The following is a 25,408-nucleotide window of genomic DNA, read 5'->3' on the forward strand; positions in this document are numbered from 1 at the left end:
CACTGCGCTTGATGGTGAACTCGCTCCGCTCGCTCACAGCGGGATGTTCCCATGCTTCTTGGGCGGCAGCGTGTCGCGCTTCGTGCGCAGCAGGCGCAGGGCGCGGATGATCTCGGCGCGGGTCTCGCTCGGCTTGATGACCGAGTCGATGTAGCCGCGTTCGGCCGCGATGTACGGGTTGGCCAGGTGGTCCTCGTACTCCGTGATCAGTTGCTGCCGGCGGGACTCGGCATCGTCGGAGCCGGCCAGCTCGCGGCGGTACAGGATGTTCACCGCACCCTGCGCGCCCATCACGGCGATCTGGGCGGTCGGCCAGGCGATGTTCATGTCCGCGCCCAGGTGCTTCGAGCCCATCACGTCGTATGCGCCGCCGTAGGCCTTGCGGGTGATCACGGTGATCATCGGCACGGTCGTCTCGGCGTACGCGTAGATCAGCTTCGCGCCGCGGCGGATGATTCCGTTCCACTCCTGGTCGGTGCCGGGCAGGAAGCCGGGCACGTCGACGAACGTCAGGATCGGCAGGTTGAACGCGTCGCAGGTGCGGACGAACCGGGCCGCCTTCTCGGACGCGTCGATGTCGAGCGTGCCGGCCAACTGCATCGGCTGGTTCGCGACCACGCCGACCGGGCGGCCCTCGACCCGGCCGAACCCGACGATCATGTTCGGCGCGAAGAGCGTCTGCACCTCGAGGAAGTCACCGTCGTCGACCACCGCCTCGATCGCGGTGTGCATGTCGTACGGCTGGTTCGGCGAGTCCGGGATCAGCGTGTCCAGCGCCAGGTCGGTCTCGGTCACCTCGAGGTCGGCAGGCGCGTCGTACACCGGCGGGTCCTCGAGGTTGTTCTGCGGCAGGTGGCCGACGAGCGCCTTCACCCACTCGATCGCGTCCTCCTCGTCGCTGCCGAGGTAGTGCGCGTTGCCGGACTTGGTGTTGTGGGTCCGGGCGCCGCCGAGCTCCTCCTGGCTGACGTCCTCACCGGTGACGGTCTTGATCACGTCCGGCCCGGTGATGAACATGTACGACGATTCGTCCACCATCACAGTGAAGTCGGTGACCGCGGGGGAGTAGACCGCGCCGCCCGCGCACGGGCCCATGATCAGCGAGATCTGTGGGATCACACCGGAGGCACGAACGTTGCGGCGGAAGATCTCGCCGTACAGGCCGAGGCTGACCACGCCCTCCTGGATCCGGGCGCCGCCGGAGTCGTTGATGCCGATCAGCGGGCAGCCGATCTTCATCGCCAGGTCCATCACCTTGACGATCTTCTCGCCGAAGACCTCGCCGAGGCTGCCGCCGAAGACGGTGAAGTCCTGCGCGAACACGCACACCTGCCGGCCGTCGATGGTGCCGAACCCGGTCACCACGCCGTCGCCGTACGGGCGGTTGCCGTCCAGGCCGAAGGAGGTCGAGCGGTGCCGGGCGAACTCGTCCAGCTCGGAGAAGGAGCCCTCGTCCAGCAGCAGCGCGATCCGCTCCCGGGCGGTCTTCTTCCCGCGGGCGTGCTGCTTCTCCACCGCGCGCTCCGACCCGGCGTGCACCGCCTCGTCGAGCCGGTGCTCGAGGTCCGCGAGCTTCCCGGCGGTGGTGTGGATGTTCACGGTCTCTCCCATAATCGGGCAGCCTAACGGCAGCGCGCTGTGACGTGCTGTGACGTCGGCCGCAGCGCTGCCGGGGGTACGCCGTACTCAGGCCGGGCCGACGGCGAAGATCTTGGTCAGCCGCGCCGCCAGCGCCAGGTCACCGCGGACGGACAGACGTTGCTTGAGCACGGCGAGGACGGGGTCTTCGTTGCCGGTGACAACCCGCAGCAGGGTGGCCGGGTCGGTCCGGATCGAGATGTCGGTGGCCTCGGGTGGCTCGGACAGCAGCCGGCACCGGCCGTCGCTGACCCGGATCCAGTACTCGTCCACGCCGTCGGGACGACCGTCCCCGCCGGCCCCCGTGATCTGCCAGGCGACGATCGCATCGAACCCGGCGGCCCGGGCGGGGCGGAGATACTCCGGCATCCGGCGAAAGATCTCGCGCAACGCGACCTCTCGCACACCCCCGATGAGCCGATGCCGAAGCTCCCGCTCCGAGGTCCGGTCGACCAGCCGGGCCAGCTCACACGCGTCCAGGGCGGTGAGGCCCTCGGACTCGAGCCAGCCGGCACTGCCTCGCTCGGCCATCGACCACCCCCGCGGCAGTTCCTACCGGACTGTAGGAATTTCCTACGAGCTGGTAGGTTTGTCAAGTGGTGGAGGACACGGAAAAACGCCGCCGGGCGGCCCATCTGGGCCCGGAGCGGCGGCGCCCGATGCTCCTGGACGCGGCACTCGAGGTGTTCTCGGCGAACGGCTACGCCGGGACGACGATGCAGTCGGTCGCGGACGCCGCCGGCGTGACCAAGCCGGTCGTCTACGACTGCTTCGCGAACCGCGACGAACTGCTGCTGGCCCTGCTCGCCCGCGAGGAGCAGCATCTGGTCGCCTCGATCGTCAGCGCGCTGCCGGCCGATCCGAGCATCGGCACCCCCGAGGAGCAGGTGCGCGACGGCCTGACCGCATTCCTCACCACCGCCGCGAAGAACCCGCAGTCCTGGCGGATCGTCTTCGGAGCCCAGTACGGCGCCGCCCCGGCGGTGTCGGAGCGGGTCCGCGCCGCCCGGGCGTTCCTGGTCGAGGGCCTGCGTCTGACCCTGCTCAAGTCGTTGCCAGGCGTCACCGACCCGGATGCGAACCTGCCGGTGCTGGCCGAGCTGCTCGCCTCGATGACCGAGGCCTGCGCCCGGATGCTCGTGGTCGACGGCACCGATCGGACCCCGCCCGAGCTGGCCAAGGTCGTCTCCCAAGTCGTCGGTGGCGGCTTCGGTAACGTCTGATCCGCTTACTGTGAAGTAGCTGAGCAGTCGGTCACGATCGGCTTCCAGCTGTTGGACTGAGCGGCGCCGATGTGCCCCCGCCGATAGGGTGGGCGAACGTGACAGAGACCGGTAGTCAGGCAACCGCGCGCACCCGTACCCGCGCACGTTTCGAAGTCCCCGAGGAGCTCCGTGCCGACGTACGGCTGCTCGGCGAACTGCTCGGACGTGTTCTCGTCGAGTACGCCGGACAGCCGCTGCTCGACGACGTGGAGAAGCTGCGCGAACTCACCATCGCCGGCGACGGTGCCGCGGCCGAGCAGCTGGTGGCCTCCTGGCCGCACGAGCGGGCCGAGGACGTGGCCCGGGCCTTCACCTGCTACTTCCATTTGACCAACCTCAGCGAGGAGCTGCACCGAGCCCGCGTCCTGCGCGAGCGCGACCGCGCGGGTGACGCGCCGGCGGTGTCCGAGCTGGCCCAGGCGGTCGAGCAGATCTCCCGCGACAGTGGCGAGCAGCAGGCCCGCGCACTGCTGAACGGGTTGGAGTTCCGCCCGGTGCTGACCGCCCACCCGACCGAGGCCCGCCGCCGCGCCGTACTGGCGACGATCCGGCGCATCTCGTCGTTGCTGGAGGAGCGGAGCGACCCGCGCGCAGGCGACAGCGAACTGGCCGAGAACCGGCGTCGCCTGATCGAGCAGGTCGACATCCTCTGGCGTACGTCGCAACTGCGCACCAGCCGGCCGTCGCCGCTGGACGAGGTGCGGTCCGCGATGGCGGTGTTCGAGGAGACGCTGTTCGATGTGGTGGGCAACGTGTACCGCCGCCTCGACGACGCGCTGGCCGGTGACTCGGCCGGGACCAGGCCACCGGTGGTGGCGCCGTTCGTCCGGCTCGGTTCGTGGATCGGCGGCGACCGGGACGGCAACCCGAACGTCACTGCCGCGATCACCCGCGAGGCGATGCACATCCAGGCCGACCACGTCCTGCGGGCGCTCGAACAGGCCACGGACGAGCTCGGCCGGGCCCTGACGCTCGACGCAGCGACCACGCCGCCGTCCGCTCCCGTGCGCCGCATCCTGGAGGACGCCCGGGCGGTCAACCCCGATCTGATCGCGGACATCGAGACCCGCTCGCCTGCCGAGCCTCACCGGCAGCTCCTGCTTCTCGCCGCGCGCCGACTGGCTGCGACCCGCGCTCGCGACGCGGACTTCGGCTACCCGCGGGCGTCCGACTTCCAGCACGAGCTCAAGGTGCTGCAGGACTCGCTGGTCACCGCAGGTGCCCCACGGCAGGCGTACGGCGAGCTGCAGCAGCTCATCTGGCAGGTGACGTCGTTCGGCTTCCACCTGGCCGAGCTGGAGGTCCGTCAGCACTCGTCGGTCCACACCAAGGCCCTGGAAGAGGTGCTGGGTGGCGGCGAGCTGTCCGACCAGACCGAGGAGGTGCTGGCGACGCTGCGGGTGATCGGTCAGATCCAGCAGCGCTTCGGCCCCGAGGCCTGCCGCCGGTACGTCGTGTCGTTCACCCGGAACGCCGGTGACCTCGCGGCGGTCTACGAGCTCGCGGATGCCGCGATGGACGGTCGCCCGATCGAGCTGGACGTCGTACCGCTGTTCGAGACCGGTGAGGACCTGCAGAACTCGGTGGAGGTGCTGGACAACGCGATCCAGCTCACCCGGGTCCGGCACCGGCTCACCGCCAACGACCGGCGCTTCGAGGTCATGCTCGGGTACTCCGACTCCGCCAAGGACGTCGGACCGGTGTCGGCGACGCTGGCCCTGTACGACGCTCAGGCGCGTATCACCGCGTGGGCGCAGCGCAACGCGATCCGGCTGACGCTGTTCCACGGTCGTGGTGGTGCACTCGGCCGTGGCGGCGGTCCGGCGAACCGCGCCGTACTGGCGCAGGCTCCTGGATCGGTGGCCGGCCGGTTCAAGCTCACCGAGCAGGGTGAGGCGATCCCGGCTCGCTACGGCAACGCTCCGATCGCGCAGCGGCACATCGAGCAGGTAACCGCGGCGACGCTGCTGGCGTCCACGCCTGCTGTCGAGGAGCGGGCGGCCGTGGCCGCGGACCGGTTCGCGGTGATGGAGAAGACGCTCGACGAGGCGGCGCGTACGACGTACCACCGGCTGGTGAAGGCGGATGGCTTCGCGGACTGGTTCGGCCGGGTGACTCCCCTGGAGGAGCTCGGTCAGCTGCCCCTCGGGTCCCGTCCGGCCCGTCGCGGCGTGGCGGTGTCGTCGCTGGAGGACCTGCGGGCGATCCCGTGGGTGTTCGCCTGGTCGCAGGCGCGCGTGAACGCACCGGGCTGGTACGGCCTCGGGTCCGCGCTGTCGGCCGTCGGTGACGTCGCCGTACTGCGGGACGCGAACCAGAACTGGCCGCTGTTCCAGGTGATGCTGGAGAACGCGGAGATGTCGCTGGCGAAGACCGACCGGCGCATCCTCGGGCGGTACCTGGAGCTGGGCGACCGGCCCGACCTGACCCAGCTGATGCTGGACGAGCACGAGCTGACCACGGAGTGGGTACTGCGAGTGCTCGACCAGGACCGTCTGCTGGCCGGGCGTCGCGTGCTGGGCCGTGCGGTCGAGCTGCGGAACCCGTACGTCGATGCGCTCAGCTATCTGCAGTTGCGGGCGCTCCGGACGCTGCGGACCGATGACTCCCTCGACGAGGACCAGATCGTCCGCACCAGGCGGCTGCTGTTGCTGACCGTCTCGGGCGTCGCCGCCGGCCTGCAGAACACCGGCTGATGTTCAGCGACCTGCAACGCCCGCCTCTCAATGCACGCTTTCTGACCGGGCGGCTGGTGCGACCTGGCTCGTTCTGGACGCAGATCGACGTACTGGACGAGACGGAGTCGACGAACGCTGTTGTCGCGGCGGCTGCGAGTGCTGGGGCTCCTGAGGGGCTGGTGGTCGCTGCCGAGCACCAGTCGTCCGGTCGTGGGCGGCTGGGGCGCACGTGGACCACTCCGGCCCGGTCCGCGGTGCTGATGTCGGCTCTGCTGCGTCCGACGGGTGTGAGCCCTGCGCGCTGGCCTTGGCTGGGTCTGCTGGTGCCGTTGGCCGTGGCTGCCGCCGTACGACGGGTTGGCGAGGTCCCGGCGTTGGTGAAGTGGCCGAACGACGTACTGGTCGAGGACCGGAAGCTTGCGGGCATCCTGCTCGAGCGGGTCGAGGGTCCGGCCGCTGTGGTCGGCATCGGCCTCAACGTGACGCTGCGCGAGGCCGAGAAGCCTCATCCAGCCGCGACATCCCTTGCACTGGAGGGCGCAGCGACCACCGATCGCGCCACCGTCCTGGCCGCCGTACTGCGCGAGCTGTCCACGCGCTACCAGGCGTGGGTCGCCGCGGACGGCGACCCGGACACGATCCTCCCGGAGTACCACGAGCTCTCCGCCACCCTGGGCCAGTCAGTCCGCGTCGAACTCCCAGACGGCACCTACCTCGAAGGCACCGCCCGAGACCTCGCCGCCGACGGCCGCCTCATCATCGACACCCCCGAAGGCCCCCGCCCCCTGGCCGCCGGCGACGTCACTCACCTACGCGCGGGTTGAGATCTCGCCGATTGTCCGTCCCTGACTGGGGCGGTGGACAACGACGATCCGGTTGCCGGCCCGCACCGATCCGGTCGAGAGCACCTTGAGGTAGGCGCGCCGACCCGGCCGGTCGCCACGAATCTGCGATGGAACTTCGGGATCCCCATCCGGGCGGACAGGTTGCCGCACGGGTCGCGGGGCGACCGGACCTCGACGAGAATGCCGGTCGTCGGGCCGCCGATCCGCCAGCGTTCGCCGACCAGGGCGCCGGTGATGTCGAGGCCGTGGGTGGTCAGGTTCTCGCCGAACAGGCCTGGTGGGATCTCGCGATCCAGCTCGGCGGACCACCAGTCGGCGTCCTCCTCGGCGTACGCGTAGAGGGCCTTGTCCGGGCCGCCGTGGTACCTGGTGTCGCACTGCTCGTCCCCGGCCAGCCCGAGTTCGGTGACGGCGACCGCTCCGCTGACCGGGCGCTTGTCGATCGCCGTCCAGCGGGTCGGGCCGCGGATGAGTTCGTGGACGACGTTGACCGCCAGGAGCCGGGCGGACATCAGCGTGACTGGGTGGTGATCCAGCGGATGGGGTCGCCGCCGTCGAAGTCGTCCCGCCCGGCGTCGTGGAGGGCGCCGGCGACGAGGGTACGGCGGTACGACGCGAACGTGATGACGTGGGCGATCATCGCGCCGGCCGTGTAGACCTCGACGTTCTCGCCCGGACACACGATCAGTTCGTCCAGGCGGTCTTGTGCGCAGAGTTCGCCGATCTCGGCCGCGAACGCCGGCCCGACCTCGTCGAGGCGGCGGCCCATGCTCTGCACGCTCTCGCCCTGCTCGACGGAGAAGTCGTACTCCTGCCCGGCCAGCGCCGCATGCCACATGCCGAGCTGGCCGATCAGCCGGGACAGCAGTGAGCGAAGAGTCGGATCGGTGTCGATGCCCTCGACCGAGATCTCGATCCTGGTGTCGAGCTGCTCGTCGGTCAGCGACCCGGCTTCGTCGAGCATCTTGCCCAGGAGCCAGACGTGGTGGTCGACGATGGTGCGGAGAAGATCCATGGAGCTCACCTTGTCCCTGGCCGGCACGCGCAGGCCGTTCGGCGGATGGAAATGGATGCCACTCGGCGCGTCGATCCGGATCCGGTCCGGGCGGCCACGCCAGGCCGCCGGTGGTACGCCGTACGCCCGGCTGAAGGCACGGGTGAACGCCTCGTGGGATCCGTACCCGGCCTCGACCGCGACGTCGAGGATGTGCCCCGGCCCGGTCAGCAGCCGGTACGCCGCCCGCTCCAGCAGGATCCGGCGCCGGAACGCTCCCGGCCGCTCGCCCGCCGCGGTCGCGACCACCCGGTCGAGATGCGACCGAGACAGCTGCACCCGGGCGGCCAGGTCGGCCGCCGTGGTCTCAGGGTCGTCCAGCGCTTCGGCCAGTACGTCGACGAAGGCGGCGAACACGTCGGTGCTCATGCCACCATCGTGCCGCCGCCTGCGTCGTAGTACTTGATCGTTTTCGCTGTTTCAGCTGGTGAAGATCTTGACTGCGGTGATCAGGGTCTCGATCACGCCGTACCCGAGCAGCACGGCGACCAGCAGCCAGGAGACCACCAGGCGTGGGGTCTGGTTCATCGTGAGGCCTCCACGGTCGTCTCGGAGCTTTCGTGGAACTTGTCGGCGACCGCCCGGATCAGCAGGTTGGCGACGAACCCGACGGCCAGTACGCCGACCATCGTGAACAGCGCCGGCCGGTACGCCGCGGCCGTCAGCGTGCCGGGGTTGCCCTCCCGGTCCAGGAAGCCGTTGATGATCAGCGGCCCGGCGATGCCCGCCGCCGACCACGCGGTCAGCAGCCGGCCGTGGATCGCGCCCACCTGGTAGGTGCCGAAGAGATCCCGCAGGTACGCCGGAACGGTCGCGAAACCACCGCCGTAGAACGAGATGATCACCGCGGCCAGCAGGACGAAGATCGCCGTGCTGTTGTGCCCGACGGTGGCGAGCAGGAAGTAGGCGATGATGCCGACGCCCAGATACATCATGTAGATGGGCTTGCGGCCGATCACGTCCGACGTGGTCGACCAGCCGAACCGGCCGGCCATGTTGAAGATCGACAGCAGCCCGACGAAGCCGGCCGCGGCGGCGACCGCGACGCTCGACTTGCCGTCGTCCCCGCGGAAGAAGTCCTGGATCATCGGGCTGGCCTGCTCGAGGATGCCGATGCCCGCGGTGACGTTGCAGAACAGGACCACCCACAGCAGCCAGAACTGCGGGGTCTTGATCGCGTTCGCGGCGGACACGTTCGCAGTGGTCACCATGGTCTTGTGCTTGACCGTCGCCGGGTCGAAGCCCTCCGGGACCCAGCCTTCGGCCGGCACCCGGATGTTGAAGACGCCGAACATCATGATCGCGAAGTAGACGATGCCGAGGGTGAGGAACAGCCCGACCAGCGCGCCGCCACCGGCGACCGACGTACTGACGTCCGGGTCGTAGCCCGCGTCGTACAGGCTGAGCAACTGACGCGACAACGGACTCGCGACCAGCGCGCCGCCGCCGAAGCCCATGATCGCCAGCCCGGTCGCCAGGCCCGGGCGGTCCGGGAACCACTTGATCAGCGTGGACACCGGCGAGATGTACCCGATCCCGAGGCCGATGCCGCCGATGAAGCCGTACCCGAGGTAGACCAGCCAGAGCTGCCCGGTGCCGATGCCGAGGGCACCGACCAGGAACCCGCAGGCCCAGAAGCAGGCGGCGACGAACATCGCCTTGCGTGGGCCGTTGCGCTCCACCCAGGTGCCGCCGATGGCGGCGGACAGGCCCAGCATCACGATCGCGATGCTGAACACCACACCGACCGCGGTCTGGCTGGTGTCGAAGTGTTTGACCATCGACGTCTTGTACACGCTGGTCGCGTACGCCTGGCCGATACACAGGTGGACCGCCAGTGCAGCCGGCGGGATCAGCCAGCGGCTGTATCCCGGTGGTGCGACGGTGTGCTCCCGGTCGAGTACCGACAAGATGCCCATCACGGCTCCTTCTCTCGGCCCCCCAGTGGTTACCCCTCGCGCATCTTGGCTGACTGTATGCATTTTGTGAAGTGTTAAACCACTTTTCTCACCGAACGTGTCCGGGCGGGACAACCGGACCCGGGAACTGTGACACTGGGGGCATGGCGATCTCGGCGAAGTTGTTGGGTGAGGACGAGTACGTCGTCGTCAGCACCCGGACGCACTGGAAGGCGCTGATCTTCCCGGTGTTCCTGCTGCTGGTGGTGGCGGGTGCGGGCGGCTTCCTGGCCGCGATCGTGCCGTCGGGGTCGCTGCAGACGCCGGGCCGGATCGCGGTCCTCGCGGTCGGCGTGGTGATCCTGGTGGCGTTCGCGCTGAAGCCCTTCCTGAACTGGTTCTTCTCGACGTACACGGTCACGAACCGGCGGCTGATCACCCGGCACGGCATCCTGACCCGGACCGGCCGGGACATCCCGCTGATGCGGATCAACGACGTCTCCTACGAGCACGGTCTGGTCGACCGGATCCTCGGCTGCGGCACCCTGCACATCGAGTCCGCGGGCGAGCGAGGCCAGGTGGTCCTCCCCGACGTACCGCATGTCGAGCACGTCCACCTGCAGATGTCCGACCTGCTCTTCGGTGGGCCTGAGGGCCGGCCGGGCGACGGCATCCTGTCCGAGGAGGATCCGCCGGAGCACATGCGCCGCCGGCCGCAGCAGGAGGAGCAGCGGTCGAAGTCGGACGACGGCGAGACGCTGTTCAGCTCCGACGACGGCGAGCGTTAGGCGCTGTTCAGAAGATCTCCAGGCTGACCGGGAGGACCGGCCAGGCGAACGCGGCGGTCGCGGAGTCGAGTGCGCCCGGAGTGTGCTCGGTGACCCGGCCGGTCGCGGCGAATTCGGCGAGCGGACGACCACCGAGGTACGCCGCGCCGAGCTCGGTCACCGACAGGCTCAGGTCGGCGGGGTCCTCGGTCCGCTCGCACCGCACCTTCGGGCCGTCCGCGGTGAGCCGGAAGCGTCCGGTGTTCGCCGGGATCAGCTCGTCGGTCACGTCGAGCACCAGGTCCACGGGGACGGCGTACCGGCGTTGCCCAAGGGCACGGACGACGTCCGTCACCCGAACCCAGAGCGATTCGTTCACCCGCCGGTTCAGCGCGGTCGGAGTGACGACCAGTTGCTGCAGTGGCTCGTCCATGGCGGCGTACCCGTACCCGACCGTGGCGGCCAGATCGAGCGTCAGCACGTAATGCCACAGCGCCTTGTACGCCGCTGGCGTGAGCGCGACCAGCTCCTCCAGCATCACCTGGTTGGCCGGACCCGTGTGGCCCCACTCGAGCTTGCCGCGCCACAGCGCGTACCCGTCGATGGTGCCGGTCTCGTCGCGGTGGACCAGGATCTGGCGGGCGGTCCGGCCGTCGCGATCGTCCTTCTTGTCCTGGAGGTGCCCCTCCCACCGGAGCTCCGACCGGGCGGACACACCGGGTCGCCGTTCCTGCAGACTCCGCAGGATCGGCGCCAGCTCCTTGATTGCCTCGTCCGCGGCCAGCTCGGTGATCTCGCCGGGACGGATCCGGACATCCGGCGGCCCGACCCGGCGCAAGTCGATCTCGTACGACGTACCCCAGGCGGCAGCGCCGTACCCGAAGCGTCCGTAGATGCCCGGCTCGCTGGCCCACAGCACCGCGATCGCTTCCGGCACCTCGCGCAGTTGGCGGATGATCAACTCCGCCATGACGCCCCGGCGGCGGTGCGTCGGCCGTACCCCGACCCCGGTCACGTGCGCGGCGGGCACCACCGCACCCGGTACGGACAGATCACGGGTCAACGCCCGCGTCGTACCGATGATGGCCGAGCCGTCGACCGCCACCAGCGCACGCTCCGGCTCGAACAGCCGCCGGCTCAAGTCGTCCGGCGACGGATCGAACATCATCGCCCCGCCGAACACGGCCTGCACGTCGTCGTACTCCCCGGCCACCGCCGGCCGCACGTCAAAGTCGGTCACGTCCGCATCCTCACACGACCCGCCGACGGAACCAACGGCCTTTCGGCGGCAGAGGTCAGCGAACAGCGGGCAGGTCGCCGGTGGTCTCAGGGTCGAGCTCGGCGGGGGAGTCCGGGGTGTGCTCGGTCTCGTCGAGGTCGATCTCCTCGCGGAAGACGAACTTGCGGTACGACCAGAAGCGGAACAGGGTGCCGAGTCCGAGACCAATGAAGTTCGCGGCGATGTTGTCGGACAGCCAGCTGTGCAGGTCGAGCACGTAGCGGGAGAAGGCCAGACAGCCGGCCGCGATCAGCAGACCGATCCCGTTCAGCACGAAGAACAGCACGTACTCGCGGTGCAGCCCGCTGCGCTCACGGTGCTTCCAGGTCCAGTACCGGTTCCCGAAGTACGTCGCGACGGTCGCCACCGTGGTCGAGATCAGCTTCGCGGTCAGCGGCTTGTGGTGCAGCATGCCCTCGCCGGAGTCGGCGAGCACCAAGGGGTTGTTGAAGACCAGCCAGTTGTAGATCGGCAGATCGACGACCAGACCGAGCAGACCGACAAGACCGAACTTGGCCACTTCGTGGGCCAGGTGCTCGACCTGGCCGTAGAGCTTGGTGACGAGCTTCAAGGTCTCCGGAACCTTCTGTGATCACACCGCGACGGGAGGGCAGCTTCCCACGGTACCCGGCGAACGGCCCGGTTCCGAAATCGCCCGCGCGCCGCGGTGGCCGCCTGCGGGCGGGTGTTGTATGGACATTAGGCTCAGCCCTGTGAAGTTCGAGCGGAAGGACCTCCCGGCCGGAACGCCCGTGGTCGGCATGGTCGGCGGTGGACAGTTGGCCCGGATGACGCAGGAGACCGCGGTCGCGCTCGGCATCCAGCTCCGGGTGCTGGCCGAGGGCCCGACGGTGTCGGCGGCCCAGGCGGTCGCTGACGCGCCTGTCGGCGACTACAAGGACCCCGAGACGGTACGCCGGTTCGCCGCGGAGTGTGACGTGGTCACGTTCGACCACGAGCACGTGCCGACCGATCTGCTGCACACGCTCGAGGCCGACGGGGTCAAGGTCCACCCCGGTCCGGACGCTCTGGTCCACGCGCAGGACAAGGCGGTCATGCGCCGGCGACTCGACACGTTCGACGCGCCGTCGCCGGCCCACCAAGTGGTCGAGACGTCGGCCGATGTCGCCGACTTCGCCAAGCGGGTCGGCGGATTCCCGATCATCCTCAAGACGACCCGCGGCGGGTACGACGGCAAGGGCGTCTGGTTCGTCGACGGCCCGGACGACGAGGTGGTCGCGGCCGCGTTCGGCAGCGGCGTACCGATCCTGGCCGAGGAGAAGGTGGACTTCGTCCGCGAGCTGTCGGCGATCGTCGCCCGTTCGCCGCACGGTCAAGCGGTTGCGTACCCGATCGTCGAGTCGGTCCAGAGGAACGGAATCTGTGTCGAGGTCACCGCACCGGCTCCCGGTCTGGCGCCGGACAAGGCCGCGCAGGCGCAGCAGACCGCGTTGAAGATCGCCGGCGAGCTCGGCGTGGTCGGGATCCTCGCGGTCGAGATGTTCGAGGCTCGCGACGGTCGACTGCTGGTGAACGAGTTGGCGATGCGCCCGCACAACACCGGCCACTGGTCGATCGACGGCGCGGTCACCTCCCAGTTCGAGAACCACCTGCGCGCGGTGCTGGACCTGCCACTCGGATCGCCCGCCGCACGGGCGCCGTACACGGTGATGGTCAACGTGCTCGGCGGCGACGTCCAGGACATGCACCGTGGGCTACTGCACTGCATGGCTCGCGACCCCGGGTTGAAGGTCCACTTCTACGGGAAGTCGGTGAAGCCCGGACGCAAGGTCGGCCACGTCACGGCGTACGGCGCCGACCTCGAGGAGACCCGGGAGCGCGCCCGGCACGCGGCGGCGTACCTGACCGGAACCATCGACGAGTAAGGGATTGCGGCATGAGCGTGGGAATCGTGATGGGGTCGGATTCGGACTGGCCGACGATGAAAGCCGCCGCCGAGGTCTGCGCGGAATTCGACGTGCCCTTTGAGGCAGACGTCGTGTCGGCGCACCGGATGCCGGCCGAGATGCTCGACTACGGACGGTCAGCGCACGAGCGCGGCCTGAAGGTGCTGATCGCCGGCGCCGGCGGGGCCGCGCACCTGCCCGGCATGCTCGCGGCGGTGACTCCGCTGCCGGTGATCGGCGTACCGGTGCCGCTGAAGTACCTGGACGGGATGGACTCGCTGCTGTCGATCGTGCAGATGCCGGCCGGGGTCCCGGTGGCGACGGTGTCGATCGGGAACGCCCGGAACGCGGGCCTGCTGGCGGTCCGGATCCTGGCCGCGTCCGACGAGAAGCTGCGGGACCGGATGATCGCCTTCCAGGAGTCGCTGGCCGACCTGGCCCGGGCCAAGGGCGCCACGGTGCGTGACGGGGCGACAGAGCTCCGTAAATCCTGACGATGTAACTGTTTTCCACAGGGCGGGCAGGGTAGATCGTGAGATCCCAACCGATGTCGTCTAAGGTCGTCGATCGTGACTCCGCCCGCTGAACCGGATACGCAGCGCATCCCGGTCCGTTATTGGATCTGGCTGTTCGGTGCTGCCGTGTCCCTCCTCGGCGACCTGACGATGACGTTCGCCATCGGATGGTCGGCCAGCCAACACGGTGGCCGTATCGCCGGGCTTGTCCTGCTCCTGGCCGCCGCTCCGCGGGCCGCTCTGCTGCTGGTCGGCGGCGCGGTCGGCGACCGGTTCGGCGCCCCCAGGGTGTTGCTGGCCAGCTGCACCGCGATGTTCCTGCTGACGTTGGCGCTGGTGCCGACCACCCTGGCCGTCGGCGAGCCGATCTGGCTGCTGTTCGGGCTGGCGCTGATCGTCGGCGTGATCGACGCGTTCTTCCTGCCGTCGTCGCGCTCGATGCCCCGGCTGCTCGTCCCGCCGGAGCAGGTGCCGCGCGCGCTGGCCAGCTTCCAGGTCACCGGAGTGGTCTTCGCCGTGACCGGTACGGCGGTCGGCGGTGTCCTGGTCAGCTGGTCCGGCCTCACCGCGGCGGCGGGGTTCGACGCCATCACCTTCGGGGTGATGATCGGAGTACTGCTGCTGCTCCGGAACACGATCAGCCCACCCCGGCGGATGCAGACCGGCATGTTCCGGTCGATCGTGGACGGGATCAAGGTCGCCTTCGGCCGGCCGCTGACCCGGGCGCTGCTGATCACGATGACGGTCGCGGCCGGTCTGCTGATGCCGTTGGACGCGTTGCTCTTCCCACTGCTCGCCCGGTCGCACGACTGGGACGCCGCGACCGCTGGTCTGCTGGTGGCGAGCCGGAGCCTCGGGGTGGGGGTGATCGCGTTGCGCATCCTGTTGCGCGGCGCGTTTTCCCGGCCGGGCATCTTCGCCGCCCTCGGACTGCTGGTGGCGGCCGCGGGTCTGCTCGGCCTCTCGTTCCTCGATCCCTTGCCGCTGGCGTTCGCTGCCGGCGTGCTGAGCGGGATCGGCGTCGGCACGTTCACCGGCCATGTGCTGCCGATGCTGATGAACTCTGTCGAGCGCGACTACCAGTCCCGCCTGCAGTCCGTCGTGGTGCTCTGCCAGAGCCTCGCGCTCGTGGTGATGAACCCGGTGCTCGGCAGCCTCGCGGAGTCGGTGGGCATCAACGGCGTCTGCCTCGGCATCTCCATCGCCGCTGCCCTCACCGGTCTCGTCGTACTGACCCGCCCCGTCCTCCGCGACGCCACCGTCACCTGAGCCGGTGGCTGGCGGGTTGTTCGCTCGCTGACCGGTTATAGACCGCCAGCCACGAAACAACCCGCCAGTGCCTAAGGCTTGCCGGGGGCGCGGTAGATCCAGCCGGCGGCGCGCCACTTCGCCGCGTCGAGCAGGAGGCGGGCGTCGATGATCGCCGGCGCGGTGACGACTCCCCGCAGGGCGGCCGGGTCGAGCTCGCGGAACTCGGGCCACTCGGTCAGGTGCAGTACGGCGTGAGCGCCCTCGCAGGCCTCCGTGGCGGAGGCGGCGTAGCGCAGGGTCGGGCGGACCTTGCGGGCGTTCTCCATCGCCTCCGGGTCGTAGACCGTGACGTTCGCGCCGTGCAGCTGGATCCGGCCGGCCACGTCGAGGGCCGGCGAGTCGCGTACGTCGTCGGTGCCGGCCTTGAAGGCGGCCCCGAGGACGGTGACGTTCCGGCCGACCCACTCGCCGCCGAGCACCTCGTGGGTGACGTCGACGATCCGGGCCCGGCGGTGCTGGTTGATGTCGTCGACCTCACGCAGGAGCGTGATCACCTCTTCGACCCCGAGCTCACCGGCGCGGTGCATGAACGAACGCAGGTCCTTCGGCAGGCAGCCGCCGCCGTACCCGGGGCCGGCGTTCAGCATGCCGCGGCCGATCCGCTTGTCGTAGCCGAGCGCGTCGGCGAGCTGGGTGACGTCGGCACCGGACGCGTCGGCCAGCTCGGCGAGCGCGTTGATGAACGAGATCTTCGTGGCCAGGAAGGCGTTCGCGCCGCCCTTCACCAGCTCCGCGGTCGGCCGGTTGCACACGACGACCGGCGAACCCTCGGCGATGGGGATGGCGAAGACCTCGCGCAGCTTGGCTTCCGCGGTCGCCGACTCCACGCCGAACACGAGCCGGTCCGGGTGCAGCGTGTCGTCCACGCCGTGCGCCTCGCGGAGGAACTCGGGCTGCCAGGCGAGCTCGATCGCCGTACCGGCCGGGGCCTCGGAGTGGAGACGGTGCTCGATGTGCTTCGACGTACCGACCGGGACCGTCGACCGGCCCACCACCAGGGTCGGCCGGGTCAGCAGCGGGGCGAGCATGTCGACGACCGAGTTGACCTGGGACAGGTCGGCCGCCTCGCTGCCCTCGAGCTGCGGGGTGCCGACGCTGATGAAGTGCACATCGGCCCAGTCCGCGATCTCGTGGTAGTCCTTGGTGAACCGCAGCCGGCCGGAGTCCACGTGCTTCTTCAGCAGCGGGTCCAGCCCGGGTTCGTACAGCGGCGCCTTGCCGTCGTTCAGCAGCTTCAGCCGATGTTCGTCGATCTCGACTCCGATCACGTCGAAACCGAACTCGGCCATGCCGGCGGCCGTGTTCGCGCCGAGGTAGCTGGTGCCGATCACGGCGATCCGCAGGGGGCGGGAGGTCGCTTCACTCATGTCCGGGACTCTACCCACCACGGTTATCAGCCGGTGACCGGCTCATGGCCACGGAGCCTCCGGGCCGTGCGCTGTTGGTCACTTTCGGCCCCCCGCGGGCGGGCGTACGTCGTACAGTGCAACTCGTGAGTAACTCATTCGACCTGTACGCGCTGTCCGAGGAGCACGAGGCGATCCGGGCCGCGGTTCGCGACGTCTGCGACGCCAAGGTCGCCCCGCACGCGGGCGATGTGGACGAGCTGGCCGAGTTCCCGAAGGCGTCGTACGACGCGCTGAAGGCGTCGGACTTCCACGCGCCGCACATCCCGGAGGAGTACGGCGGCGCCGGGGCGGACGCGCTCGCGACGGTGATCGTGATCGAGGAGGTCGCCCGTGCCTGCGCCTCGACCTCGCTGATCCCGGCGGTGAACAAACTCGGCTCGCTGCCGCTGCTGCTGTCCGCGTCGGACCAGGTCAAGCAGCGCTACCTGCCGCCGGTGGCCGCGGGCGACGCGATGTTCTCGTACTGCCTGTCCGAGCCCGAGGCCGGCTCGGACGCGGTCTCGATGCGGACCCGCGCGGTCCTCGACGGTGACTCGTACGTGCTGAACGGCGTGAAGCGGTGGATCACCAACGCCGGGGTCAGCGATTACTACACCGTCTTCGCGGTGACCGACCCGGACGCGCGGTCGCGCGGGATCTCGGCGTTCGTCGTCGAGAAGGCCGACGACGGTGTGTCCTTCGGTGCGCCGGAGAAGAAGCTCGGCATCAAGGGGTCACCGACGCGCGAGGTGTACTTCGACAACGTCCGGATCCCCGCCGACCGGATGATCGGCGACCCCGGCACCGGGTTCGCCACCGCGATGGCGACGCTGGACCACACCCGGGTCACGATCGCCGCGCAGGCGCTCGGGATCGCGCAGGGCGCACTCGACTACGCGCTCGGGTACGTCAAGGAGCGCAAGCAGTTCGGCAAGGCGATCGCCGAGTTCCAGGGCCTGCAGTTCATGCTCGCCGACATGGGCATGAAGATCGAGGCGGCCCGCCAGCTCACGTACTCCGCCGCCGCCCGCTCCGAACGCAACGCCGCCGACCTCACCTACTTCGGCGCCGCCGCCAAGTGCTTCGCCTCCGACGTCGCGATGGCCGTCACCACCGACGCCGTCCAACTCCTCGGCGGCTACGGCTACACCCACGACTACCCGGTCGAACGCATGATGCGCGACGCGAAGATCACCCAGATCTACGAAGGCACCAACCAGGTCCAGCGCATCGTCATGGCGAGGGAGCTGCTGAAGGGCCTCAACTGACGACGTTCCCGCAGGTCGGCGCCATCTGAGTTGCCCAGGCTCGCGATCCCAGGTTTGCTCAGGCCGCCGCCGAATCGTTCCTGCTCCGTGACTGCTCCGTCAGCCGCACACGAAGCTTCGCCATCCGACGATCGACTGCCTGACGGGCACGGTCGTGTGACGACGGCAGAAGATGGGTGTAGAGGCGAAGTCGCGTGGCCGTGTATCGGTGCTCCTGCCGCGAGGCCGGGTGCGGCGTCATCGCGCCGTTCATGTCGCTTCGCCGGATCGCAGGCGGATCTCGTGGGTCGATTTTCGGGACTACGTCGGTGTCTTCAGTGGTCCCGTCGAGCGAGCCGCCAGTGACTTCGAAGGCAAACTGTGGGACCTGCCTGACATCCACTTCGACTATGACGAGTACGTCGCCGAGGTCCAGCGCGCCAGGAGCGATCGCCGCTGGCCGACCAGCGGAAGCGCTGGAGGCACGCGAGCTCGGTGATCTGCGGCAGATGCGCAACCACGTAGCCAGTCACAAGTCCGTCCGACCTTCTCGTCAGTTCGATTTCGTCCTAGGAGCGATTGCGGGCGTTGTGCGTCCGGTTGTCGCTGGTCCCCGGAATCGAGCGCGGATCGGCACCAGACAGTGCTGCGTGCCGCCGACACGCTTAATGGATGCCTGATCCAACGATTGATGACGTCTTCCGGTCGACACCCAAGCCGGGCTTCCTGCGCTCGCTGATCGGCCTGGCCGCGGTGTACTTCGGGTGTCTGTCGAGCTTCTCCCTGTTGCTGGCCGTGGTGCCGCTGTATCTGTCCGAGCGTGATTCTGCGGTGCAGACGACACCTGGGCTGTCGACCGGTGTCCTGATGTTCACGTCGATGGCCATCGGTCTGCTGACACCGGCCCTTGGATCCCGCCTGGGCTATCGCGCCTACTTCCTCACGGCGTTGGCGCTGATGGCGGCGACTTCTGCCGTCTGGCCCTTCGTGTCCGACGGGATCACGCTCGTCTTGGTCTCCGCCGTACGGGGCGGTGCCTTCGCCGCAGTCGTGGTCGGCGTGGGGTCGGTGGCTTCGTGGACTCTGCCGGCAACTCGAAGGGGGGAGGGGCTCAGCGTGCTCGGCATCGTGTCAACCTGCGCGGGCCTGATCGGACTGCCATTGGGAGTATGGATGGCCCGAAACGTCGGCTATACCAGCGTGTTCGTGGTCGCGGCTGCCGGACCTCTGACGGCTCTGGTTCCGGCCTGGTCGCTGGTGACTCCCGCGCGAGTTCGTACGACGTGGTGGGTGACCGACCGCGCCTCTTTGTGGGTCACGCGGCGCTCCGCTCTGGGGATCGGAACCGGCGCGCTACTGAGCGGTGTCATGGTCACGCATCTGCCCGCAAACCTCGGCGGCGCGGCAGCACTGGTGCTGTTTGTCCAGGCCGGATCGTTGGCCGGTGCGCGCTGGCTCGCGGCCCGATGGTGCGATCGGGCCGGCAGCGCGCCGTCGTTGGCCATCGCCGCCTCGCTGCTTCCAGGAGCCGCCGGTTTGACGCTCACCATGGCGAGATCGCCAGGACTCCCGCTGCTGATCGGGGCGGCTGTGGCTCTGGGGGCGAGCTTCGGGGTGGCTCAGTCGCTGACGATCGCCTCGATGCTTGCGCAGCTGCCCGCGGCTCGGGTCGGCGTGGCGAACGCGCTGTGGAATGCGGCGTACGACCTCGGGTGGGCGGTCGGGGCCGTCTTCGTGGGCGTCGTCATCGATCGGTTGAACTACGCCGGTGGGGCCGTGGCTGCCGTGGCTGCCGCACTGGTCGCCGCCGTGTATCTCGCGAGTGCCCGTCAGAAGCCGTGAACTTCAGTACGACGTGAGGACATCGCTGACGCGTCGTATCCCCTCGCGGATACCGCGCTCGGAGAGCAGACCAAAGCCGAGGACGAGCTGCGCCGGACGGTCGGAGCCGGACTCCAGCCAGAACCTGCTCATCCCGCGAAGCCCGACCGACCAACGGGCCGCCTCCTCGATCACGTTTGGCTCACTGACCCCGGCGGGAAGGTTCAGTACCAGGTGCAGGCCGGCCGCAGCTCCGGTGACGGAGACCGCTGGACCCACATCTTCCAGCGCCTCGAGGAGCACCGACCGGCGGGCGCCGTACACTTGACGCATCCGGCGGAGGTGACGGTCGAACCGGCCCGAGCGAAGCAGCTCGGCCAGGATCAGATGGTCGAGGACAGGACTACCGCCGTCATCAAAGTACTTGCCATCGGCTACAGGATCGACGAGGTGTGACGGGCAGACGACCCAGCCGATCCGCAGTCCCGGAGCCAACGACTTGCTCACCGACCCAAGCAGGACAACCCGTTCGGGCGCCAGACCCTGCAACGTCCCGATGGGGCTCTTGTCGTAGCGGAACTCGGCATCGTAGTCGTCCTCGATCACGAGGCCATCGGTGCGCTTCGCCCAGTCGATGAGTGCGTGGCGGCGTTCGGCGGACATCACCGCGCCGGTCGGGGATTGGTGCGCAGGTGTCACAACGACCACCGAGACCCCTGAGGAGGCGAGGGCCGTTACGTCGAGTCCGTCGTCGTCGACGGGAATGGGCACGCAGGTCATGCCGATCCGCCCGGCCACGTCCTGGCGGTAGGTCGATCCCGGGTCCTCGACCGCAACTGTTCTGATCCCCTGCTCATTGAGTGCCCTGAGCACCAGACCGATCGCCTGGGTGAAGCCCGCGGTGACAACCACGTTGTCCGGCTGAGCGACCGCACCGCGGACCCTGCGGACGTACGCGGCGATCACCTCCCGCAGATCGACCAGACCCCGCGCCTCGTCCTCGTACCCGAGCCTGGCCGACGGAAGGCCGCGGCTGGCCTGACCGGCCGCCCAGAGCCAGTCCGCGCGGGGAAAGCTCGCCGGGTCCGGGACGAAAGGCCGGAAGTTGAACTCGTACTCGGACATGTCGGCCCGGGGCCGCGGCGCAGGGCTGACGCGCTGGACTCCCGGCGACACGATCGTGGCCGCGCCGGGGTGGGAGACCAGATAACCCTCACTGACCAGTTGCTCATAGCAATCGGTGACGAGGCGACGAGAGATCCCCAGCTGGTCCGCGAGCACTCGGCTCGACGGCATCCGCTCACCCGGCTCGAGCCGGCCGTCCTGGATCGCCTGCCTCAGCTCGTTCTCGAGCTGCGCGCGGAGCGGCCGCCCGGCGTGACGATCGAGCGCGATCGACAAATCCGGTCCCGAACCGGTCCACGAAACGGGCACAAAACTGGAGCTTACGTTCATGCCGGGCCACCGGCCATCGTGATTGTCATGCCGATCCGCAGCCCGAACAGGAGCACGACATGACGCACAACCTGACCATGACCTTCACCGTCGCCGACCGGTCCCGCGAGGAGGTATTCGCCGCGATTCTCGATGTCTCTGCCTGGTGGGGACGGATCAACGGCAGCACGGACCAGTTGGGTAGCGAGTAGACCTACCGCGTCCAGGACATGCACTACACCAAGATGCGCACCACTGAACTGGTTCCGGCTCAACGGGTCGCCTGGCTGGTCGACGAGAGTTCCTCGGCTTCGTGCAGGACAAGGAAGAGTTGACCGGTACCTCGCTCGTCTTCGAGCTGGCCGACGTCGACAGCGTGCCGAGGTGCGGTTCACCCACGACGGCCTCAACCCCGGACACGAGTGCTACGACGTGTGCTCCAACGCCTGGGACCAATACATCTACGGCAGCCTCCGCGACCTCCTCGTCAGCGGCGCCGGCCGACCCAACTCACTCGAGGGCAACGATGCCATCGAGGCCGCCCGCTGACGCTTGGCGGCAACCGCCAACTGACTCAAGGAGAACCATGAGCGACTTCACCACCACCGCGACGATCGACCGTACTCCGGCCGAAGTGTTCGCCGCCATCCTCGACACCCGGAGCTGGTGGAACGAGGCGATCGAAGGAGCCACGAGCCACCGCGGCGACGAGTTCGGCTTCGAGGTTCACGGTCTCCACCGCACGCGGATCCGGGTCACAGACGTCATACCGGACGAGCGGGTCGAATGGCTCGTCCTCGAGAACGCCTTCGAATTCATCGAGGACCAGACCGAGTGGCTCGGTAACCGGATGGTCTTCGAGCTCGAGCCCGCCGGAGACGCCTGCACGCTGTCCTTCACCCAGTTCGGCCTCGTGCCGGACTACGAATGCTACGAGGTGTGCTCCAGCGCGTGGACCTTCTTCATCCGCGACAGCCTGCGCAACCTGATCGAGAAAGGGAAGGGCAATCCCGAGTCCGCAACCGCCGACAAGCCGGACGTTCCGCGGGACGAGTTCTTCAAAGCCGACCGCCTGGCATGACCTGACACGGACAGACCGGTGCCACCAATGGTCGGCGCCGGTCCCGGTCGAGGCACCGAAGGGATGGCCATCTAGGTTCCCGACGGTCAATCCTGGCATCGATTCCACAGGGTGGGGGCGAACCTGCCTGGGGAGGCTCTGATGGGACCGATGCTCGATGCCCTCGCGTATCCCGATGGCACCTTCACAATGGTTGCGATGGATCAGCGGGAGAGTCTGCGGACGATGCTTGCCGAGCATGGCCGGCCCGAGGCGATCACCGCGTTCAAGGCCGCCCTCGCCGAGCATCTCGGGCCGCTCGCGTCAGGCTTCCTGCTCGAAACGGGGTACGACGCTCCGCGCGGGCCGGCGTGGATCGTCGCGGTCGACGCCCCTGACGCAGGAACGCGGCGGGCGGTTACTGACACGCGGTTGGATGAGATCGTCGATCCGGTCGCCGTCCGAGAGGCCGGTGCGGTGGCGCTGATGTTGCTGGTGATCCGGAAGCGCGATGATCAGCAGGGACGTCGGCTGGAGATGGCCGTCGAGTTCGTCCGGCGCTGTGCGGAGGCAGGGTTGTTGTCCGTCGGTTACGGTGGCACCTTCGGCTCGGCCCGCTGCAGATCGCGGGGCGTCTCGGTATGCCGGCCTCGACCGTGCACGCCGTACTGGTCCGCTGCCGGATCAACCGACTGCTTTCACACGCCTATCGAGGCGGACGGTGACCGACACGTTCGCGCCCGCCCTGATCGCCGCCGACACCGTCGGGTGCCCGTAGAACGCCGAGTCGGCCCGCAGCAGCGGCTTGACCGTGGAGCCGCTGGTACGGAGTTTCTTCACCGACGCCAGCGCGTCGGCGACCAGGCGCTCCGCGCCTCGCGCTGACTCACACGCGCCGCGGCGGAGTCGCTGCGCCACGACCACCGGCGCAGCCTGCCCGGTGCTGACCGTCGCGAGCAAGACGTTCAGGCCCGGACGCCGGACTAGCCGTAACCAGATCCCTGCTTCGCACATTGATTGGTTGGCCGGCGGCAAACCGACCGCGCTACCGATCGCCGGGTGGAATTCTGGCGACATCGGCGAAGTGGCCGGTCAACTCTTTTCATCAAGTGCAGGACCGTGATATCCACGTATTGAGGTCTATGCCGGAAACTCGGGGAAGCGACGTCGCGAAGCGGAGTCCGGGGAAGCGTTCAGCGAACCCGCCGCAGGCGTTCCCGATCGGTCCAGGGCCGAGGATGGTGCTGGGGACTGCGTTGCGCTGCTGGGGAGGCGAGCGTGTGGGGGGTCGAATGGTAAGCGAGGCTGTTGCCTGGCGCCGCGGCGTGTCCCCGGCCTTCCGGGCCAGACCTGCCGCTCCCACGGGGACCGGGGCGCGTCGACGGCCTCCCACCGATCGCAGGCGCGGCGCCAGAGACGACCGGCACCGCAGGTCAGGAAACCCCGGGGGAATGGCTCAACCGACACCCACAGAGTCCGGCGCCGACATCAGCGGAGAATCCGAAGGCCCGGCGGACATCCGCGCGCCGCCAACCCTCGGCGGGCCCGCTGCTCGATCGGATGGACGCGTACCACCGGAGCAGTGCCGAGCACATCAGGGAGATCAAGCAGGTCGGGGCCTCCCGCACCGCGGATACCGTGACCGCGCCGAAGGAGCACGCGGCTCCGTTTCAGGGCGCGGGGGCGCGGGGGGCGCGGGGACGAAACTGGGGGGCCATCATGCGCTGTGGGCGGATCGGGTCGATGGCGTGCCGGGTGATCGGCGGTGTTGCGCTGCTGATGTCCGCCGGCATTCTGGTGGCGCCCCGAATGTCGAACAACGAATACAGTCCAGTGTGGTTGCTGTTGGCAGTCGCCGCGTCGGCGGCTGCCTTCGCCGGATGGATGTGCCGCGGTCGACGGCGGGAATCCCGGTTCACTGACCGCGCCTGGAATCTGATCATCGGCATTGTCGGCGCTCTCATGGTGATGGCGACCGGGTTCGTGGCCTGGTGGGGGGCCTACATCCCCACCTGGGACGCGCGGCTGATCAAGACGTCATCTGGCCGTCCGCCGGAGACGTACTCGACGTACATGGTCGATTACTTCTCGAGATATCCGAACAATCACGCCGTTCTGGCGCTGGGGCGGCTCGCCCGGCAGGGCGAGCGGATCGGGCTGGACTACGAGGCCACTTTCGCGCTGATGAACACCGCGTCCCTGGCGTTGGCGGGACTCGCCATGGTCGCCACCGTTCGGATGCTGGCCGGTCCTCGTCGTGCCCTCGCAGCGATGATCGCCCTGTTCGTCCTGATTGGCCTGTCGCCCTGGGTCTCCGTGCCGTACACGGACGTGTCAGGGGTCTGGGCCCCGCCGGTGGCCGTGTTCCTGTTCGTTTACTGGGCCCGAGCCGGCCGAAAGGCCGGGCGGATCGTCGCCGCGCTCGCCTTTGGCGGGGTTCTTGCCATCGGCTACGTTCTGAGGATCTTTCCTGTCGTGGGTCTGGTCGCCGCGGCGCTGGCGCTTCTCCTGGCGGGCAGGAGCTCTGCACGGCTTCGAGCGCGCCCGTCCGGCGTGGCCTTCGTCGCCTTGTCGGTGACCGCTTTCTTCGTCACCGTGCAGCTGGCTACCGCCGCGTCGACGGTGGTGGCCGACCTGCCCCCGTTGAAACGGGGAATTTCCGCTGCTCCGCTCATGTATGTGGCTGCTGGCGTCCGCGTCCAGACCTCCGAGACAGCGAAGCCGACGTACGGCGGGTTCGACCGGGAGGTCAACCGGCGCACCTGGGCCAAGTCCCACGACGAGCAGAACCGAATCTCCCGGCACTACATCGAGCAGGCCTGGGACAGGCGTGGGCCAGTGGGGACCGCGCGGTTCATGGCGTCCAAGATGCTCTTCCTTTGGGGAGATGGCATGTTCTGGGCCAGGGGAGAGGGAACGGACATGGATGTGCCGCCGTTGCGGCACGGCTGGCAGTCGGATCTCGTCGCGGCGGTGAACACGCCGAACGGTGCGGCTTATGCCGTCCGGGTGCACGTCGCGCAGGTTCTGTGGGTGGTACTCCTGATGGCTGCGGGCTGGGGACTTCTGCGGGGGCGGTGTCGCCGGGAGGTCCTGCTCATGGCCGTGACCATCGCGGGCATTGCGGCCTTCACCCTGCTGTTCCTGGGGCGTTCCCGGTACTTGCTGGGCGATGTTCCGGTTCTGATCGCGCTCGCGTTGACGGCGCTGCCGGCCCGCCGCCCTGCCCCGCGCCGTGGCGATGGAAAACGAGACCATCCACGCCTGGGCCATGAAACGAGTCACTAGTGCCGGTAAGACC

22 protein-coding genes and 2 pseudogenes are annotated in these 25,408 nt (G+C 68.8%); 14 read left to right on the plus strand and 10 right to left on the minus strand.

All coding sequences use genetic code 11. The features are described 5' to 3' along the window. Window positions 1-33: 33 nt before the first annotated feature. Together ACIBG5_RS13910 and ACIBG5_RS13915 are read right to left on the minus strand one after the other, a co-directional pair. The gene (locus ACIBG5_RS13910; RefSeq protein WP_396391896.1) at window positions 34-1,611 is read right to left on the minus strand and encodes an acyl-CoA carboxylase subunit beta; all 1,578 of its coding nucleotides are present in this window, start codon (window positions 1,609-1,611) and stop codon (window positions 34-36) included. 75 nt (window positions 1,612-1,686) lie between these two features. Further along, on the minus strand, window positions 1,687-2,169 hold the full coding sequence (locus ACIBG5_RS13915; RefSeq protein ID WP_396391897.1) for an SCP2 sterol-binding domain-containing protein: 483 nt from the start codon (window positions 2,167-2,169) through the stop codon (window positions 1,687-1,689). Window positions 2,170-2,234: 65 nt separating this feature from the next. Here ACIBG5_RS13915 and ACIBG5_RS13920 point away from each other — a divergent pair, with 65 nt between their 5' ends. From ACIBG5_RS13920 to ACIBG5_RS13930, 3 genes are all read left to right on the plus strand, one after another. Next, the gene (locus tag ACIBG5_RS13920) at window positions 2,235-2,861 is read left to right on the plus strand and encodes a TetR/AcrR family transcriptional regulator (RefSeq protein WP_396391898.1); all 627 of its coding nucleotides are present in this window, start codon (window positions 2,235-2,237) and stop codon (window positions 2,859-2,861) included. Window positions 2,862-2,959: 98 nt separating this feature from the next. Further along, the gene (locus tag ACIBG5_RS13925; RefSeq protein ID WP_396391899.1) at window positions 2,960-5,599 is read left to right on the plus strand and encodes a phosphoenolpyruvate carboxylase; all 2,640 of its coding nucleotides are present in this window, start codon (window positions 2,960-2,962) and stop codon (window positions 5,597-5,599) included. Beyond that, window positions 5,599-6,405, plus strand: a complete 807-nt coding sequence (locus ACIBG5_RS13930) for a biotin--[acetyl-CoA-carboxylase] ligase (protein WP_396391900.1) — start codon at window positions 5,599-5,601, stop codon at window positions 6,403-6,405. Before ACIBG5_RS13925 ends, ACIBG5_RS13930 begins: the two co-directional genes overlap by 1 nt. On the opposite strand, the gene ACIBG5_RS13935 is transcribed toward ACIBG5_RS13930, so the two are convergent. The 3 genes from ACIBG5_RS13935 to ACIBG5_RS13945 all read right to left on the minus strand — a co-directional run bounded on the left by ACIBG5_RS13935 (window position 6,387) and on the right by ACIBG5_RS13945 (window position 9,399). Continuing rightward, window positions 6,387-6,938, minus strand: a complete 552-nt coding sequence (locus ACIBG5_RS13935; protein WP_396391901.1) for an MOSC domain-containing protein — start codon at window positions 6,936-6,938, stop codon at window positions 6,387-6,389. The genes ACIBG5_RS13930 and ACIBG5_RS13935 overlap by 19 nt on opposite strands. Then, complete coding sequence (locus ACIBG5_RS13940) at window positions 6,938-7,849, minus strand: helix-turn-helix transcriptional regulator (RefSeq protein ID WP_396391902.1); 912 nt, start codon at window positions 7,847-7,849, stop codon at window positions 6,938-6,940. Before ACIBG5_RS13940 ends, ACIBG5_RS13935 begins: the two co-directional genes overlap by 1 nt. Before the next feature lie 155 nt (window positions 7,850-8,004). Next, the gene (locus ACIBG5_RS13945) at window positions 8,005-9,399 is read right to left on the minus strand and encodes an OFA family MFS transporter (RefSeq protein WP_396391903.1); all 1,395 of its coding nucleotides are present in this window, start codon (window positions 9,397-9,399) and stop codon (window positions 8,005-8,007) included. A 143-nt stretch (window positions 9,400-9,542) separates the two neighbouring features. On the opposite strand from ACIBG5_RS13945, the gene ACIBG5_RS13950 reads away from it, so the two are divergent. Beyond that, complete coding sequence (locus tag ACIBG5_RS13950; RefSeq protein ID WP_396391904.1) at window positions 9,543-10,166, plus strand: PH domain-containing protein; 624 nt, start codon at window positions 9,543-9,545, stop codon at window positions 10,164-10,166. A 7-nt stretch (window positions 10,167-10,173) separates the two neighbouring features. Here the strand turns inward: ACIBG5_RS13950 and ACIBG5_RS13955 are convergent, their stop codons facing one another. Both ACIBG5_RS13955 and ACIBG5_RS13960 read right to left on the minus strand, forming a co-directional pair. After that, complete coding sequence (locus ACIBG5_RS13955) at window positions 10,174-11,385, minus strand: GNAT family N-acetyltransferase (RefSeq protein ID WP_396391905.1); 1,212 nt, start codon at window positions 11,383-11,385, stop codon at window positions 10,174-10,176. Between the two features lie 55 nt (window positions 11,386-11,440). Beyond that, window positions 11,441-11,995 carry a GtrA family protein gene (locus ACIBG5_RS13960; protein ID WP_396391906.1) on the minus strand — a complete coding sequence of 185 codons (555 nt, stop codon included), beginning with the start codon at window positions 11,993-11,995 and terminating at the stop codon, window positions 11,441-11,443. Window positions 11,996-12,137: 142 nt separating this feature from the next. Between ACIBG5_RS13960 and ACIBG5_RS13965 the strand changes: the two genes are divergently transcribed. From ACIBG5_RS13965 to ACIBG5_RS13975, 3 genes are all read left to right on the plus strand, one after another. Beyond that, the gene (locus ACIBG5_RS13965; RefSeq protein ID WP_396391907.1) at window positions 12,138-13,310 is read left to right on the plus strand and encodes a 5-(carboxyamino)imidazole ribonucleotide synthase; all 1,173 of its coding nucleotides are present in this window, start codon (window positions 12,138-12,140) and stop codon (window positions 13,308-13,310) included. An 11-nt stretch (window positions 13,311-13,321) separates the two neighbouring features. Continuing rightward, complete coding sequence (gene purE / locus ACIBG5_RS13970) at window positions 13,322-13,825, plus strand: 5-(carboxyamino)imidazole ribonucleotide mutase (RefSeq protein WP_396391908.1); 504 nt, start codon at window positions 13,322-13,324, stop codon at window positions 13,823-13,825. A gap of 75 nt (window positions 13,826-13,900) precedes the next feature. After that, complete coding sequence (locus ACIBG5_RS13975) at window positions 13,901-15,115, plus strand: MFS transporter (RefSeq protein ID WP_396391909.1); 1,215 nt, start codon at window positions 13,901-13,903, stop codon at window positions 15,113-15,115. A 71-nt stretch (window positions 15,116-15,186) separates the two neighbouring features. Here ACIBG5_RS13975 and ACIBG5_RS13980 read toward each other — a convergent pair whose 3' ends face one another. Beyond that, window positions 15,187-16,524 (minus strand): UDP-glucose dehydrogenase family protein, encoded by a 1,338-nt coding sequence (locus tag ACIBG5_RS13980; RefSeq protein WP_396391910.1) that lies wholly within the window; start codon window positions 16,522-16,524, stop codon window positions 15,187-15,189. A gap of 125 nt (window positions 16,525-16,649) precedes the next feature. Between ACIBG5_RS13980 and ACIBG5_RS13985 the strand changes: the two genes are divergently transcribed. Together ACIBG5_RS13985 and ACIBG5_RS13990 are read left to right on the plus strand one after the other, a co-directional pair. After that, on the plus strand, window positions 16,650-17,813 hold the full coding sequence (locus ACIBG5_RS13985) for an acyl-CoA dehydrogenase family protein (RefSeq protein WP_396391911.1): 1,164 nt from the start codon (window positions 16,650-16,652) through the stop codon (window positions 17,811-17,813). Window positions 17,814-18,464: 651 nt separating this feature from the next. After that, window positions 18,465-19,634, plus strand: a complete 1,170-nt coding sequence (locus tag ACIBG5_RS13990; RefSeq protein WP_396391912.1) for an MFS transporter — start codon at window positions 18,465-18,467, stop codon at window positions 19,632-19,634. A 3-nt stretch (window positions 19,635-19,637) separates the two neighbouring features. On the opposite strand, the gene ACIBG5_RS13995 is transcribed toward ACIBG5_RS13990, so the two are convergent. Further along, complete coding sequence (locus ACIBG5_RS13995) at window positions 19,638-21,047, minus strand: PLP-dependent aminotransferase family protein (RefSeq protein ID WP_396391913.1); 1,410 nt, start codon at window positions 21,045-21,047, stop codon at window positions 19,638-19,640. 80 nt (window positions 21,048-21,127) lie between these two features. Between ACIBG5_RS13995 and ACIBG5_RS14000 the strand changes: the two genes are divergently transcribed. The 4 genes and pseudogenes from ACIBG5_RS14000 to ACIBG5_RS14015 form a co-directional block, all read left to right on the plus strand. Beyond that, window positions 21,128-21,259 carry a hypothetical protein gene (locus ACIBG5_RS14000; RefSeq protein WP_396391914.1) on the plus strand — a complete coding sequence of 44 codons (132 nt, stop codon included), beginning with the start codon at window positions 21,128-21,130 and terminating at the stop codon, window positions 21,257-21,259. Between the two features lie 172 nt (window positions 21,260-21,431). Further along, window positions 21,432-21,596: a hypothetical protein gene (locus ACIBG5_RS14005; protein ID WP_360451758.1), complete on the plus strand. Its 165-nt coding sequence runs from the start codon at window positions 21,432-21,434 to the stop codon at window positions 21,594-21,596. Between the two features lie 37 nt (window positions 21,597-21,633). Further along, on the plus strand, window positions 21,634-22,128 hold the full coding sequence (locus ACIBG5_RS14010; RefSeq protein ID WP_396391915.1) for an SRPBCC domain-containing protein: 495 nt from the start codon (window positions 21,634-21,636) through the stop codon (window positions 22,126-22,128). Between the two features lie 569 nt (window positions 22,129-22,697). Continuing rightward, window positions 22,698-22,820: pseudogene (locus ACIBG5_RS14015) on the plus strand (IS481 family transposase); the annotation flags it as partial. On the opposite strand, the pseudogene ACIBG5_RS14020 reads toward ACIBG5_RS14015, so the two are convergent. Further along, window positions 22,804-23,114 (minus strand): annotated as a pseudogene (locus ACIBG5_RS14020) (IS1380 family transposase); the annotation flags it as partial. The pseudogenes ACIBG5_RS14015 and ACIBG5_RS14020 sit on opposite strands and share 17 nt — an antisense overlap. A gap of 553 nt (window positions 23,115-23,667) precedes the next feature. On the opposite strand from ACIBG5_RS14020, the gene ACIBG5_RS14025 reads away from it, so the two are divergent. Further along, window positions 23,668-25,395, plus strand: a complete 1,728-nt coding sequence (locus ACIBG5_RS14025) for a hypothetical protein (RefSeq protein ID WP_396391916.1) — start codon at window positions 23,668-23,670, stop codon at window positions 25,393-25,395. The last annotated feature ends 13 nt before the right edge of the window (window positions 25,396-25,408 follow it).

Origin of the sequence: Kribbella sp. NPDC050241, from assembly GCF_044459685.1 — a bacterium.
Classification (GTDB): Bacteria; Actinomycetota; Actinomycetes; order Propionibacteriales; family Kribbellaceae; genus Kribbella.